The following is a 15,531-nucleotide window of genomic DNA, read 5'->3' as shown; positions in this document are numbered from 1 at the left end:
GGTGATGGTGGTGGCGCCGAGGGTGGGGTTCGGGGTGGCGGTCAGGGCGGAGATCACGGGGCGGACCTTGTCCACGACCAGGGTCCCGGTGGCGAACGGTCCCCAGTTCCCGGCCGCGTCCCTGCCGTGCACCGAGATCGTGTGCGACCCGTTCGCCAACGCGGCGACCGTCGCCAGCGGGATGTCCGCGTAGACGCCCTCGCTCGCGCTGGAGTACCCGCCGTCGGCGGCGTTCACGACGAAGCCCGTGCCGGTGGCGCCGACCGCGTCGATGAAGCCTTCCGCGCGGGCGACGGGCGTGTTGACCCCGCCCGAGGCCGGGTCGGTCACCGTGGTGGTCACGCGGACCGCGGCGATGCCCGAGTTGAACGGCAGGGTGCCGTTGTTCGGCGTCACGGCGACGGTCACGGGCGACGTGGTGGTGGGTCCGGTCTTGTCCACCGTGAGGTTCGCGGTGGCGAGGTCGCCCCAGTTGCCGGCGGCGTCGCGCGCGTGGATCGACACCACGTGGCTGCCCTCGGCGAGGGCGTTGACGATCGCCGCGGCGATCGTGCCGTCGATGCTGGACACGGACGACGCGGTGCCGACGGTCAGGGGTGCGCCCGTGCCGTTGGTGCCGACGGCGTCGACGAAGAGCTCGGCAGCCGCGATGTCGCCCCCGCCGCTCGCGGTGTCGTCGGCTGTCGCGCTGACGATGACGGCCGCGGTGCCGTTGGTCGCGTCGGGGGTCAGGGTCTGGGCGCTCGTGGTGGGTCCGGCGGAGTCGCCGGCGCTGATCAGCACGGAGCTGAACGGACCCCAGTTCCCCAGGGCGTCCTGGCCGCGCGCGTACAGGACGTGCTGGCCGACGAGGGCGGGTGCCCCGGCGCTGACGACGTCCTCGGTCGCGGAGTCGAACGTGCCGTCGACCGGGCTCATCGCGGTGCCCGTGCCGCTCGCCACGGTGTCGACGTAGTACTCGGCCGCCTGGATGGCGGCTCCTCCCGTGCCGGCGTCGCTGATCGTCGCGGTGACGTCGGCGGCGCTCTGGACGGCACTGGTCGCGGGACCTGCGTCGTCGCCGCCACCGGTGCCGGTGACGTCGAGGAGGGTGAGCATGCCGCCGATGCCGGCCGTGTTGCTGTTGTGCAGCAGCAGGCTGCCGTCGTGCACGACGAGCATGCGGTCGGTGGTCGACGCGGTGGGCGTCACCAGGGCGTCCGCGGTCTGCCCCGGACCGAAGGTCTCCGCGACGTACTGCCGCGCCAGGTTCAGCGGGCTGCCGTCGAGCGCGACCACGCTCTGGTGGGCGCCGAGCACGGACATCGAGTGGTACTGGCTCCCGGCGTTGACGTAGCGCAGCAGGGTGGTCCGGCCGACCGCCGTCGTGATCGGGGCGGTGTCCGGGTACGCCTTGCCGTTGACCAGGAAGTAGCGGGGGTTGTACTTGCGCATGTCGAAGCCCGCGGGGCTGGGGGCGTTGTTCAGCGCGGGGTCGATCTCGCTGAGCACCAGCACGGCCTCGTCGTCGAACGCGGTCGACGCGGAGTCGTAGGCCCGGCCCGCGGTCGGGGGGCGCACGACGAGGGCGCCGTAGAGGCCCATGGCGACCTGGTGCTGGGCGTTGGCCAGGAGACCCGCCTCGTAGAGGTAGGTGCCGGGCCGGCTCGCGGTGAAGGAGTAGACGGAGGTGCCCGCAGGCGCCGCGCCGACGCGGTCGGGGACCATCGCCTGCCCCTGGACCAGGAGGGCGGTGGCCTCCGTGAGCTGGTTGTGCAGCGTGATCTGCACCGTGTCGCCCACGTTCACCACGAGCGTGGGTCCGCCGGGCGCCGTCGCGGCCGCGCCGGTCGTGTTGTAGCCCCACACCGTGACGGCCTGGCCGCCCGCGGGCAGGGTCGTGCTCCCGGCGACCGCGTACAGGTCGATCGGGACGGCCGCCGCCGCGGCGGGACCGGCCACCGACACCAAGGCCAGCACGAGCGCCAGCGCACCGCCGGCTGCCACGGCGGAGGTGACCCTCCGCAGGCTCGTTGCGCGCATCATCGTTCTCCCCACCCCTTCGCTCATCCGCAGCTGTTGGGCGGCGGCGGGTTGATCCGCATGTAGGTGATGGGGCCGGTCATGGTGGCGCCCCACGAGGTGATCTGGAACAGGGCGTGGTTGTGGCTGATGATGTAGTACTCACCGCACTGGTTCAGGGTCGGCGTGCCCGGCGGCAGCGTCTGCGTGCTGCCCAGGTACGGGCTGCCGCTGTAGAACACCCCGATGACCTCGTTGGCCAGGCTCGGCACGGTGACCGGCACCGGGTTGCTCACCGGGTCGTATCCCTCGGCGTCGTACCACTTGAACAGCACGTCCCAGGTCTGCCCGGGTCCCACGTTGATCGCGAACTTCTCGAACGACAGGTCCTGCCCGGCGGGCCCCTCGAGCGGGCGGCCGTCGCGGCCGATGACCAGGCCGTTGTTGCCGTGCGGGTGGAACGGGAAGTCCTCGGTGCCGACGTTGAGGTAGCGCGCCAGGCCGGGGTACGGGTGCGTCGAGACGTCGTAGGGGTTCACGGACGCGAGCGAGCCGTACGGCTGCGTCGGCAGCCAGGAGGCGCCGTTGTCGGCGATGCTGTCGGGGAACCCGCGCCCGTTGATGAGCCAGTAGCGCGGGTGGTACGAGTTCATGTTGAACGTGGTCCCGGCCTCGACCGCGGCGTGCTGGTACGGGTCGATCTCGGAGAGCAGGACCATGAACTCCTCGGTCGGCGTGAACTGGCTGTCGGCCCGGTCGTAGGCGAACCCGGAGCCGAGCGCGGGCCGCACGATCAGCGCGCCGAAGAGCCCCATCCGCACCTGCTTCTCGGGGTTCGTGCCGGACTCGTAGAGGTACGTGCCGGGCTTCGATGCGGTGAACGTGTAGGACACCGTGCCGTCCACGGCCGCGGCCGTCGGAGCCAGCGAGGTCACCCGCCCGCCGCTCGTCACGGGCTCGGACGGAGCACCGTCGGCCCGCACGCCCTCCTGGCCCGGGAAGACGATCGAGGCCGCCTCGGGGAGCGTGTTGTGCAGGATCACCGTCACCTGGTCGCCCTCGTGCACGCAGAGCACGGGGCCGGGGTGCTGGAACGAGTCGAACCCGCTCGAGTACCCCCACATGAACGCGGTGTTGCCGTCCGGGAGGCTGATGTACCCGGTCCGCGTGGTGAGGTCGAAGATCGGGCTCCCGGGCACGGAGCCCGCGCCCGTGGTGCACACGATGCCGACCTTCGGCGGTGCGTCGGCGGTGGCCGGCGAGGCGCCCACGAGCGCCGCCACGGTCGCCCACGCCAGCGCCAGAACGGCGACGATCGCGGGACCGCGCAGGGCGCGACGGGACGCCYTGCCCTGCAGGAGTGCGCGGTTGCTGGTCACGGGGCTCAGACTCCCCAGTCGTTCGGATAGGCCTGCGGGTGGACGCCGCTCGCATAGACGCGGACCTCGGTGGCCTGGCCGCCGAAGCCGCCCGGAGCGCGGTTGTCGGACCGGGCGTACGCGCGGTTGTAGAGCATGTACGTGTCGTAGGCCCCGGCCCCCTGCTTCGCGGGAGCGGTGAAGAGGACGTCGTAGCTCTCGCCGGGGCCGATGTTGAGCGTGTCGGTCTCGTAGGAGGTGTTCGTGCCGTCCCGTCCTCGCATCGGCGTGGCGTCGCGGCCGACCACCGTCATCCGCAGCCCGGAGAGGGTCATCGCCTGCTCCCGGAACCCCAGGTTGGAGAACCGGAGCGCCACACGCTCGCCCGCGTTGCAGTTCACCAGCGACGAGTGCGGCTGGTACTGCAGCTGGGGGAAGCCCGCAGGGGCGATGAGGTCGCCGTTCGCGTCCCGCACGGGGTGGAACGGGTCGATCGACCCGTTCGGCGCGATCGTGTCGGGGTAGACCCGCCCGTTGAGCAGCGCGAAGTCGGCCCGGTAGTCGCTCCACTCGGGGAGCTGGATGTGCGCGTCGGCCCAGTGGGCCTCGGCCCAGACCTCCGACAGGAACATGGCGAACTCGCGGTCGAACCCCGTGGAACCGTCGCCGTCGTTGTAGAGGTACTTGCCGCTCGGGTAGTACGACGTGTTGCCGTCCTGCAGCGGCCGGACGAAGACGAGCCCGGTCATGCCCATGTGCACGTGCTCCACGTCCTCGACGTGGCAGTGGTACATGTACGTGCCGGGGTCGCGGGGGCGGTACGCGTACGTGAACTCGCGCCCCATCGGCACCGAGACCGAGCCGGTGGGCTCGCCGTCGAAGAACGGGATGACGTTGCGGAACCCGTGCCAGTGCAGGGTGTGCGCGTCGAACAGGTCGGGCCGCTGGGCCAGACCCAGGTTGGTCAGCTGCACCAGGAAGTCGACGGGGTGGGCCGGGTCGTACTGCTTGGCCCAGAACAGCGGAGCGGAGTGCTGCGCCTTGTTCTTCTGGTTCGCCTTCTGGGTGGCGGTCAGGCCCGTGACGTTGCGGAACCCGAAGATGTAGGTGGTGAACGGCGACGGCGCGTAGACGTCGGGGTGGAACGGCGGGATGGCCGGCGTGGGCGGCAGGTAGATCCAGCCGTCCGTGCCGCCCAGGGCCAGGTCCGCGACCCCGCCGGCCGCGACCGCGGCCTCGGGCAGCAGCACCTTGCCGGTCCACGCGATGCCGCCGGCGACGGCCGCGACCCCGCCGGCGACCTGCAGGAACTGGCGTCGGCTCAAGCCTTCGCTCGCACTCATCCCGGTCTCTCCCCTCGGGTGGTGGCGGAACAGGTCAGGGGACATCGAAGGCGTCCAGGTCCTGGGTGTCGGCGGTCAGTCGCAGGACCGTTCCGTCGAAGTACGTCGACCACACGCCGCCCTCGTCGCGGACCACGTCCTCGTCCTGGACCGCGAGGGCGCCGGGCGCTGTCGTGTCGCTGCTGTAGGACAGGTACACGTGCGTCGGGTCGATCCAGACGAGCCCGTCGACGTTGGCCTGCGACCACCCGACGGCCGACGCGTCGACCATCCGCGTGTAGGAGCTGCCGCCGTTCCAGCGGTAGATGTCGGCGTCGTCGCCGGTCCCGCCCGCGCCCGGGGGCACGACCGTGTTGTCGGTGGAGAAGTACAGCCGGTTGTCGACGACGCTGATCGCGTCGAGGTCGGTGCTGCCCAGCCCGCTGGCGCTCCCGTCGTAGAACATCGACCACGTCCCGGCGTCGTAGTACACGACGTCCTCGTCCTGCACCGCCAGGTCGGGTCCCGGCACCGGGATCGTGACGGAGCCGTTGAAGGACAGGTAGAAGTGGGTGTCGTCGATCCGGTCGAGGCCGTCGACGTTGGCCGCGGCGGGCAGCGGGTTGGTGATGGCCGAGACGTCGACAGCACGCGTGAACTCGGTCCCGGTCCAGCGGTAGACGTCGGCGTCGTCGGCGGTGCCGGCCAGGTCGGTCGGGTTGGTGCTGCCGAACGTCGAGAACGAGATCGGCGCAGGGGCGGGTCCGCCGCCGGCCTCGTCGGCGCCGCTGTCGAAGCCGCCGAGCGCCGGGCGAGTCTGTCCGTCGATGTCCAGCAGCGGCGCGCCGAGCGTGGCGGCAGGCTGCTGGTACGACGGCACCGCCTTGCTGGCAGCCCCGAGGTTGCACGCCGGCGATCCTGGGCACGCGCTCAGGTGGTAGTTGCCGAGCAGGTTCGGCGGCGCCTCGAGGGTCACCAGGGTGGCGTCGACGAACGCGGGGTTCTGCCGCCACGTGGCGAAGGCGACCGACACGTCGTACGGCTGGACCACACCCGGGTCGATGCCGACCAGGTTGGTCGGGCTCGTCGTGTACGGATGCGTGCCGGCGTTCTGCTGCAGCAGGGTGGTGGTCGGCGCCAGCAGGCCCGTGCCGTCGGCCACCCCGAGGTCCCAGTAGTCGGTGTCGGCGGGTCCGGCCAGGCCGATCCCCGTGACCGTGGTGCCGGCCCGGGTGCCCGCCCGGTTGTCCGAGAAGATGTTGTTGAACAGCAGCGGGTTGCTGAACACCGGCGAGCCGGCGGGCAGGCTGGCCTGGAGCTCGTCGCTGTTGGCGGACGTCGACAGACCCGCCGGCATCGGCTGACCGTCGGACGTCACGGCCGTGGCCGTCGTCAGGTTCTTCATGATCGTGTTGTTGTAGACCCGCACGTTCGGGGCGTCGTCGATGGCGATGCCGCCGCCCTCGTGGGTGGACACGTTGTTGACGATCAGGTTGTCGAACACGTTCATCGGGTAGTTCCCGGCCATGAGGAACCGCACGCCGCCGCCGTCGTCGTTGGCCAGGTTGGCCTGGATCTGGTTGGCGTAGATGTCGACCGGGCCGGAGCCGGGGGAGAGCGCGCCGGGCGTCGTCGGCAGCTCGCCGGCGATCATGATCGCGCCGCCCTCGTCGTTCGAGCTGTTGAGGTAGATGCGGTTCTGGTGGATCTTCCCGTTCGGGCTCAGGCCGTAGACGCTCAGGCCGCCGCCGTACTCGAGCGAGAAGTTGCCGCAGATGTCGTTGCGCGTGACCTCGTAGCGGTCGGACCCGGCGAAGATCCCGATGCCGCCCGCCAGGTTGGTGCCGGCGTTCGAGATGACGCGGTTGTTGGCGATCCGGGCGTCCTCGTTGTGCTGGTTGGTGTCGGGCGCGGCCACGTCCGGCGTGCCGAGGCGGATGGTGCCGTAGCTGCCGCCGTTGTTCTGCACCACGTTGTTGGTGATCTGCAGGTAGCGCGCGTAGGCGTTGGCCATGATCGCGCCGCCCTGCGTGACGATGCCCGGGGGCAGGCCCGTGGGTCCGCCGGTCAGGTCGTTGATGTTGCCGGGGAAGCCCTGCTGGTTGCCGCCGCGGATGTCGAAGCCGTCGATGGCGGCCTTGAAGCCCGCGGTGAACTGGCGCGCGACACCGGCCGCGGTCGTGGCGTTCTGCGAGGCCAGCACGTAGATCGTCTCGCCGTCGTTCACGGCCTGGTTGCCGTCCCAGGTGAGGGCGCCGAGCCGCGTGTACCAGTCGGTGGCCAGCACGCTGTCGCCGCCGAAGGCGCTGCCGTCGATGATCGAGCCCGGGACGAAGGTGCTGCCCTGGAAGCCGCCGGGGCCGACGCCCTGGAGCTTGACCGGCGACGCGACGATGAGGTTCTCGTAGTACGCGCCGAGGGGGTTGTTGCGCGGGTTGGCCAGGTCCGGCTGACCCGGGTACACGACCACGAGGTCGTTTCCGGGGCTCGCGTAGCCGGCGTCGATCGCCGCCTGCACCTTGGCGAACGGCTTGCCGGGCCCGACCTCGTAGACGTTGGGCAGGTACCCGCCGGGCAGGACGGACACGTTGCCGCCGGCGAAGTTGTCGACGCGGACGTCGTTCGGGGCGTTGAAGCTGGCCGCCGCGGTGGCCGTGAAGCGGACGCCGATGCGACCGCCGCCGGTGACCAGCGCCGTCGGCCACGGGGTGGGCCCTGTGCTGACGTTGGCGGTGCCGACGAGGGTGCCGTTCTTGTAGACGTTCACGGTGCCGTCGGACAGCGCGCGGGCACCCAGCTGGTCGCCGGCGGCGAACGTGATGCCGGGCAGGGTCGCCTGGACCACCGGGCTCGCGGCCTGCGCCGCCGAGGCCGCCGTCGAGACGACGACGCTGCCGGTGGTCGCGTTGGCGGTGACGCCGATGTAGCTGGTGACCGCGCCACCGCCGCCGGTCCCGACCTTGAGCAGCACGCCGCCCTGGCGGTTGCCACCGGCCACGACGGCCTTGGTGAACGTGAGGCGCGCGTCCTGGTTCTGGCCGAACGCGGCACCCGAGCTCCGGTAGACGTTGGCGCCGACGCCGCGGACCTGCGCCTGGTTGGCGTCGCTCGCGGGCGTGGTCGGCGTGATCCGGTACAGGCTCGTCGTCTGGCTGCCCGGGCCGCCCCAGGCGCTGCCGAGCGCCTGCGTGGTGCTCGTCGTGCTCCGGTTGAACGTGTCGAGCACGCTGCCGGCCGGGAAGGCGGCGTAGCTGCTGCGGAGCACGTGGAACGTCAGCCCGTTCACGGTGCTCTGCCCGTTTCCGGCCGTGACGGCCAGCTGGTGGGGTCCGGGCGGAGTGCTGGCGGGGACCGTGACCGCGATCTGCTGGGCGCCCCAGCTGCTGACGGGCAGGGCTGTGCCGTCGAGAGTGACCTTGCCGCTGCCCTGGGTGAGGCCGAACCCGGTCCCGGTGAGGGTGATCCCACCGGTGTCGCGCACGTACGGCTGCGAGACCGCGAACAGCTGCGGCGTGGCCGTGTCGAGCGTGCACGCGACGGCCTGCGGCAGGCCCGTCGACGGGGACTCGATGGTGAGCCCCACCTGCGTCGGCGCGAGGTCGGTCGGGATGATCAGGCCGGGGAACGCCTCGAACTCCGTCGCGATCGTGCGGTACCGCGGGTTCCAGTTCGGGTTGAGGTGGCCGGGCACGCCCGGGTCGTTGGCCACGAACCGGTACATGTTCGCGCACACGCCGGACGGCGTCGGGCAGCTGATGTGGTTGGTCGACGGCATCAGCACGTCGTACACGCCGTTGAAGTCGGACTCGGTGGTGTAGGCGAGCCGGTCGTTGAAGTCGTAGATGCCGACGGGCACGAACGGGACGCCGGCCTTCTCGCCGTACATCGTCGAGCGCTTGTCGTTCGAGAAGTTGATGTCGTCCACCACGAGCCCGCGCATCCGGGCCGGGATCGGGACGTCGGTGAACACGTTGAACATCGGCACGATCGACTTGCCGTTGTTGACGCGCACCAGCTTGGTGTCGCAGCGCGGGCGCGGGGTGCCCTCGAACGGCGACCCGCCGATGTCGACGAAGGTCGCGTTGTCCACCGGGGTCGACGCCGGCACGGTCACGCCGACCGGGACGTCGTTGGTCACGCCGCCGTCGCCGACGACCGGCCCGTAGCCGTCCGTCCCGTCGCCGCCCAGGTCGACCGTGTGCAGGGCGCCGGCGCACGCCGGCGGGGGCACCTGCGGCACGATCTGGTCGCCGTTGCCGATGTTGATGTCCTCTTCGCCGGTCACCTTGTACATCGGGTTGCCGGACGCGTCGTCGGGCACGGCGATCCGCACCAGGTAGTCGCCCGCGCCGAGCGCCTGGAACGTTCCGCCGACGCACTGCGGGTCGGCCGGGTCGGAGGCGTCGAGGGTGCCGCCCACGCAGGCGTCGCCGAAGCCGTAGTTGCCGTCGACGGCCGCACCGAAGTTGGCGTCGGGCGTGCCCTGGTCGGTCGCGTACGGCCCGAACTGGATCTCCTGCATGAAGCTCGAGATGCACGGGCCGTCCGACTCCTGGTTCGGTGCCAGCACGTTCTCGTCCACGCCGTGGACCAGCGGGTTGCCGTCGACGTCACGGGCCGTGCAGCCGGCGGGCCGGCTCCAGTGCTCGGTGACGTACGTGTTCAGCAGGGCGCCGGTGGCGTATGACCCGTCCGCGGCGAGCTCGTACCGCTCGTCGGCGTCGCACGGCGCGCTCGTCGTGCCGCAGGGCACGGGCGCGTAGAGCTCCACGGGGACGTCCGAGATGCCCGGCTGCCAGTCCTCGGAGACGGCGTACTGCGGGTCGAGCTCGTTGCGGGTGGTGTCGTAGCTGACGGTGCCGACGATGCCGCCGTTGCGCGGGTCGGTGTGGTTGGCGCCCGTCGGGTCGTACGCGTGCACGCCCCAGTCCATGCGTCCGCTGAGGCCGATGACGTTGAGCACGCTGACGTCGACGCCCGCTCCCTTCACCGTGGTCGGGGTCGGTTGGTTGTCCGTCTGGTAGGTGACGCCCGTCGTGTAGAAGGAGTCGCTGTACGCCTCCATGACCGTCCACTCACCGAGCGGGTACGCGGCCTCGAAGTGGTAGTGGCCGGTCGCGTCGGTGGTCGCCGACGTCTGGCCGCGGTCCATCAGCGAGTTCTCCTGACGCCGCAGCGTGAGCGTGAAGTTGGAGACACCCGGCTCGCCGGGGTCCTTGGCGCCGTTGCGGTTGGTGTCGTTGAAGACGTAGCCGTCGTAGCTGGTCCACCAGCCGTTGAGGGGAAGGGTGCCCAGCTGCTCGGTCTGCCCGTTGCTGATGGTCACGTTCAGCATGTTGAGGTTGTAGTCCTGCGGCTCGTCCCACCAGCTGAGCATGTAGTTGCCGTCGGGCACGCCGGAGATGTCGAACTGCCCGTTCGCGTCACCCTGGCCCACCCAGACGGCCTGGTCACCGTTCTGCAGGTCGGCCAGCGAGAGCCACGGCCGCACGATCGGCTTGTCCACCTTGGTGCCGGTGTTGCCGCCCCAGAAGTCGAACGCGCCGCCCGTGGGGGGCGTGTAGGTCTTGATGCCGACGACGTTGCCGACGATGTGGCCCGTCGCCGACGGCGAGAGGGGCTGACCGTTGTGCGTCGGCGGCGCGAACCCGAAGAGGGGCTGGGGGACCTGCTCGGCGCCCTGCACCGTCTCGGTGTCGTACCCCGTCATGCCCTCCATCACCCAGGCGTCCCAGTCGTGGTTGCCCTCGAGCGTGGTGGTCTGGATCCAGGACTGCCCGTCCGGCGGGACGGCCGACAGGGCGTACCGGTTGGTGCCGAGGTGCGGGATGGTCAGCAACCCGTCGGCGTCACTCACGCACTGGCCGCCCACGGTGTCCACCACCGGCAGCATGTCGGCGTCGAGGTCGGCGAGCGGGATCTGGTGGGTGTCCGGGTCCTCGCCGACGTACGTGGTGCACAGCGGGTTGCCGTAGACGTCGGTGCTGACCTCGCCCAGGTAGTCGGTGATCTGCCCGACGAACCCGGGCAGGCCCGCGTCGCCGGGGTCGAGCGTCCCGTTGGTCGGGGCGACGTCCGCGAACACCTGGCCGCGCAGCGTCGCGTCGGGCAGCGGGTTCGGCTGCACCTCCACCACGACCGGGGCGCTGGAGGTGAGCGGCATGGTCACGTGGACGCCGTCGATCTTGTAGCCGTCCGCCAGCACGGACACGAGGTACCGGCCGTCGGGGAGCGTGATCGAGCTGGTGCCCGTGACGTCGTCCTGGTTGCCCTGCGTGTAGATCGTGCTGGCGTGCGGGACCTCCTGGATCGACGGCCACGCGCAGCTTGCGGGGTACCCCGGGTCGGTCGCCGCGCACCCGGTGCCCGGCGCGGGGGAGCGCTGCGCGGTGGTGCCGGTGTTGTCGATGCTCACGAGGTACTGGAAGTCGGGCACGTCGGCGCCCTTGACCACGCCGGCCCCGCCGAACGCTCGGGGCTCCGTGCGGGCGCTGATCACCTGCAGCTGCAGGTCGTTCGACGACGCCTGGGCGGCGACTCCGGGCAGCGCGACGAGCATCGCCACCGACAGCGCGAGCGCGGCCACGCCCGAGGCGGCCTTCCGCCACGTAGGGATCCTCGTCGCGACTGCCCTCTGTTCACGCATGCGCTGCACCCTCCCGGCGAGCCCGGACGCTGTGTGGTCCCAAGGTCCGCCGCTCAGCGGGCGCACAGCCGGAACATGGCGAAGCGGTCATCACTTCGTCATCTGCGCGTCATGACGTGCCTGGTCACAGCGGTGCCGGGGTGAAGTCCGCCCGGTTTGCGTGCATTCGACCCGTTCGGCGCGGCATGCTTCCAGGGAATCTCGTTGCAGGAAGCCGGTGAACCGTCGCAGTGMCGCGGCGGGCGGTCGATGTCTGCGGGGCGGGTCGATGAGCACGGTGATGGTGGTCGACGACGAGGAGCGGATCCGCGCGCTCGTGGGCAGGTCGCTGACCGCGGCCGGGCACCGTGTGGTGACGGCCAGCGACGGGCAGTCCGCGCTGGACCGGTTGGCGTCGGGCGGCATCGACCTGGTCCTGCTCGACCTGCTGATGCCGCACGGCAACGGGCTGTCGGTGCTCTCCTCGCTCGGGCAGCGCCGTGACGAGACCCCCGTGATCGTGCTCTCGGCCGTCACCGACGTGGCGGCGCGGGTGCAGGCGCTGGAACGGGGCGCCGTCGACGTCGTCGCCAAGCCGTTCTCGCTCGTCGAGCTGCTCGCGCGCACGCGCCGCCACCTCGGCACCAAGTCGACCGTCCCCGAGCAGGTGCGGTACCTGACCGCGGGCGGGATCCGGCTCGACCTCGACCGTCGGCGCGTGCACCTGGCCGACCGCGAGGTGACCCTGACCGAGCGGGAGTTCGCCCTCCTGGCCCACCTGATGCGCCGCCGCGGCGAGGTCTGCCGCCGCGAGGAGCTGCTGCGGGCCGTCTGGGGGCTCGACTTCGACCCGGGCAGCAACGTCGTGGAGGTCTGCGTCCGCCGGCTGCGCAAGAAGCTCGAGCCGGACCCCCCGATCGAGACGGTGCGCCGTGTCGGCTACTGCTTCGACGCCGACTGACCGCGATCCGGTCGAGCGGGCACGCTGGGACCTGTACGTGGTGTGGCTGGCGTGGGCGACCGTCTGCGCCGTGGCGATGTGGGCGTGGCCCGGCAACGAGACCATCCCGTACCACCTGGCGTGGGCCGCGTTCGCGTTGCTGTACGCGCTCGGCAACTGGCGGCTGCGGTGGGCGATCTCCGGGCTGCTCCTCTGCGCGATCGTCACCGGGGTGCTCCTGCTCGTCAGCGCGGCCCGCGAGTACATCGAGTGGGCGGAGGTCACCGAGATCCCCTTGATGACCCTGCTCGTGAGCCTCGGCGTGTGGCACGTGCGCCGCCGGCAGGTGGCCCTGCGTGAGGTGACCGCGATGGCCCTGCGGGAGCACGAGCTCGCGGTCGACCGGGACCGCCTGACCCGGCTGACCTCGCACGAGATGCGGACCCCGTTGACGATCGCGCGCGGCTACGTCGAGCTGCTGCTGGGGCGCGTGGTCGATCCGGGGCAGCGGCACGACCTGGCCGTCATCGACGACGAGCTGAACCGGCTGACGCGCGCGACCGAGCGGCTGGTGCGCGCCATCCGGTTCCAGGGCGGTGCCGACCTCGCCCGCGTCGACATCGACGCCCTCCTGCGCGAGACCGCGGGCCGGTGGGCTCAGGTGGCCGACCGGCGCTGGGTGGTCGACGCGCGCGCGGGCGAGCTGGTCGGCTCGGCGGAGCGCATCCGCACCAGCCTCGACACCCTGATCGAGAACGCCCTGCGCTACACCGCCGACGGTGACACGGTCCGGCTCGCCGGGTTGCGGGGCTCGCACTGGGTCGAGGTCGCGGTGGGCGACTCCGGGCCGGGGCTCAGCCTGGAGCAGATGGCGGGGATCAACGAGGGCGCCGACCGCACACCGCGCGACGAGCTCTCGCAGAGCGGGCTCGGGCTCGGTCTGGTCCGCGGCGTGGTGGCCGCGCGCGGAGGCCGGCTCCGCGCCGGGGTCGCGCCCGAGGGCGGGGCGCTGCTCGTCATGCAGTTCCCCGCGGAGCCGACGAGGGCCGCACCGACGCGGACCGACGACGTCGCGGTCCGGCACGGCGTGAACGAGGTCGTCGCCCCGGACGTCACCGTCTAGCCGGGAGCGGCCTGGTCGGGGCCGGTCCCGTCGGGAGCGCCGCCGCGCACGAACGCGTCGCGCGGGTGCTGGACGTTCGCCAGAGAGACGATGTCGCGCCCGAATACGCCCATCGCCAGCCACCCGGCCAGCACCCGGACCTTGCGCTCCCAGGTGGGCACGGCCAGCACGTGGTATCCGCGGTGCATCAGCCAGGCGGGCAGGCCCCTCACCACGATCCCGCGGTACTGGAAGATCCCCGCGCCGACGCCGAGCGTCGCGACGACCCCGAGGCTCTCGTGCACGTAGTCCGTGGTCTCCTGCCCGCGCAGGACGGCGGCGACGTTCATGGCCAGGTGCCGGCCCTGGCGCACGGCGTGCTGGGCGTTCGGCACGGTGCGTCGGCCGGGCGCGCGTGCGGCGAGGTCCGGGACGGCGGCGTCGTCGCCCGCGGCCCAGGCGTCGGCCACCGGCGCGTCCCGGGGGCCGACCCGCAGGTCGGCCCCCACCACGAGGTACCCGCGCTCGTCGACCGGGAGGTCGGTGTGCCGGGCGACCACCGGGTTGGCGGCGTTGCCGGCCGCCCACACGATCAGCTCGGAGTCGAGCTCCTCGCCGGTCGAGAGCACCACGTGCCCGTCCACCGCGGAGACCAGCTGGGTGTTCAGGTGCACGTGCGCGCCGCGGGACTCGAGGTGCCGCACCACCCAGCGTCCCGGACCGTCGGTCACCTCGGGCAGGATCCGGCCCGACGCCTCGACCAGGTGGAAGCTGAGGTCCGCCCGCGTCAGCTCCGGGTAGGAGCGCAAGAGCCCGGTGGCCAGCGACAGCAGCTCGCCGAACCCCTCGACGCCCGAGAAGCCGCCGCCCACGAACGTCACCGTGAGGAGCCGCCGGCGCTCCGGCCCCGGCGGCAGCGTCGAGGCCCGGTCGAAGGCCGTGAGCAGGGTGTCGCGGATGGCGACGGCCTCCTCGACGTGCTTCATGCCGATCGCGTGCTCGGCAACCCCGGGGATGGGGAACGTCCGCGTGACGGCGCCCGCGGTCACGACGACGAGGTCGTACGCGAGCTCGAGGTCGTCGCCGTCGGTGGGGCGTACCACGACCGTCCTGCGCGCGTGCTCGACCCTGGTGACCTGGCCGGCGACGATCCGGGTCCGCCTGAGGTGCCGGCGCAGCGAGACGGCGGCGTGGCGCGCCTCGATCGAGCCGGCCATCACCTCGGGCAGGAACGGCTGGTAGGTCATGTACGGGCGCGGGTCGACCACCGTGATCTGCGCCTCGCCGGGGCGCAGCCTCTTCTCCAGGTTCCACGCCGCGTAGAACCCTGAGTAGCCACCGCCGACGACCACGATCCTCTTCTTCACGCTCACACCCTCTCGACCGTGCCGGACGCGGGAACGTGACACCTGTGGCCGCGGGCTTCCGCGGCGTGCCCGGCCAGCCCACGGCATCCACCGCGCGGAGGGCACGCTGCGGCGCGCGCGGCGGTGCTGTCGGCGGTCTCGCGGGCCACCGTCACAACATAGAGGCTGCGGTCACCGAGGGAGCCGGGCTAGGTCACCAGCTCGCGCGGGAACACGAGGACGTCGACCAGGGCGCCGTTGCGCCACACGGTGATCTCGATCCGGCGGTCGATCGCGTCCTCGACCATGAGCTTCTGCACGGCCGTCGCGGTGACGACGCGGCTGCCGTCGAGCTCGACCACGATGTCGCCTCGGTGCAGGTCGGCCTGGGCGGCGGGGCTGCCGGGGGAGACGCCGGCGATCTGCAGCCCGGTCGGGGAGCCGATCCGCTCGACCAGCTGCGGGGGCAGCGGGACCTGCGCGCCGACGATGCCCAGCCACGCCCGGCGGACCCGGCCCGTCGTCATCAGCGCGGTGATGATCTCCCGGGTGGTGGTGTTGATCGGCACCGCCAGCCCGACCCCGATGCCCGCCAGGGCGGTGTTCACGCCCACCATCCGGCCCGCGCTGTCCGCCAGCACCCCGCCGCTGTTGCCGGGGTTGAGGGCCGCGTCGGTCTGCACCACCTCGTCGACCACCCGGCCCGAGGCCGTGGGCAGCGAGCGGCCGAGCGCCGAGACGATGCCGGCCGTGACGCTGCCGGCGAGACCCAACGGGTTGCCGAGCGCGACCACCAGCTGGCCGACCCGCAGCTGCGCGGCGTCGCCGAGCGTGACC

The 15,531-nt window shown here is 71.9% G+C and carries 8 protein-coding genes; 2 read left to right on the top strand and 6 right to left on the bottom strand.

The genetic code is table 11. The features are described 5' to 3' along the window. The 4 genes from ACXJKG_RS12050 to ACXJKG_RS12035 form a co-directional block, all read right to left on the bottom strand. The coding region (locus ACXJKG_RS12050; RefSeq protein ID WP_456845997.1) for a multicopper oxidase domain-containing protein at positions 1-1,986 on the bottom strand (1,986 nt) is incomplete at its 3' end. Between the two features lie 59 nt (positions 1,987-2,045). Beyond that, entirely contained in the window at positions 2,046-3,380 is a 1,335-nt protein-coding gene (locus ACXJKG_RS12045) for a multicopper oxidase domain-containing protein (RefSeq protein ID WP_456845996.1), read from the bottom strand. 5 nt (positions 3,381-3,385) lie between these two features. After that, entirely contained in the window at positions 3,386-4,702 is a 1,317-nt protein-coding gene (locus ACXJKG_RS12040; RefSeq protein WP_456845995.1) for a multicopper oxidase domain-containing protein, read from the bottom strand. Between the two features lie 34 nt (positions 4,703-4,736). Further along, complete coding sequence (locus ACXJKG_RS12035; RefSeq protein ID WP_456845994.1) at positions 4,737-11,327, bottom strand: SdrD B-like domain-containing protein; 6,591 nt, start codon at positions 11,325-11,327, stop codon at positions 4,737-4,739. A gap of 268 nt (positions 11,328-11,595) precedes the next feature. On the opposite strand from ACXJKG_RS12035, the gene ACXJKG_RS12030 reads away from it, so the two are divergent. Together ACXJKG_RS12030 and ACXJKG_RS12025 are read left to right on the top strand one after the other, a co-directional pair. After that, positions 11,596-12,267 carry a response regulator transcription factor gene (locus ACXJKG_RS12030; protein WP_456845993.1) on the top strand — a complete coding sequence of 224 codons (672 nt, stop codon included), beginning with the start codon at positions 11,596-11,598 and terminating at the stop codon, positions 12,265-12,267. Further along, entirely contained in the window at positions 12,239-13,369 is a 1,131-nt protein-coding gene (locus tag ACXJKG_RS12025; RefSeq protein WP_456845992.1) for a sensor histidine kinase, read from the top strand. The genes ACXJKG_RS12030 and ACXJKG_RS12025 overlap by 29 nt, the downstream gene beginning before the upstream one ends. Here ACXJKG_RS12025 and ACXJKG_RS12020 read toward each other — a convergent pair. Together ACXJKG_RS12020 and ACXJKG_RS12015 are read right to left on the bottom strand one after the other, a co-directional pair. Then, positions 13,366-14,715 (bottom strand): NAD(P)/FAD-dependent oxidoreductase, encoded by a 1,350-nt coding sequence (locus ACXJKG_RS12020; RefSeq protein WP_456845991.1) that lies wholly within the window; start codon positions 14,713-14,715, stop codon positions 13,366-13,368. The two genes, ACXJKG_RS12025 and ACXJKG_RS12020, sit on opposite strands and share 4 nt — an antisense overlap. Before the next feature lie 188 nt (positions 14,716-14,903). Then, positions 14,904-15,531 (bottom strand): S1C family serine protease (locus tag ACXJKG_RS12015; RefSeq protein WP_456845990.1); only part of this gene is annotated, 628 nt, incomplete at its 5' end.

The organism is Cellulomonas sp. P5_C6, assembly GCF_054049635.1.
The sequence above is the reverse complement of the archived record's forward strand: the minus strand, read 5'-3'. Positions and strand labels throughout refer to the sequence as shown.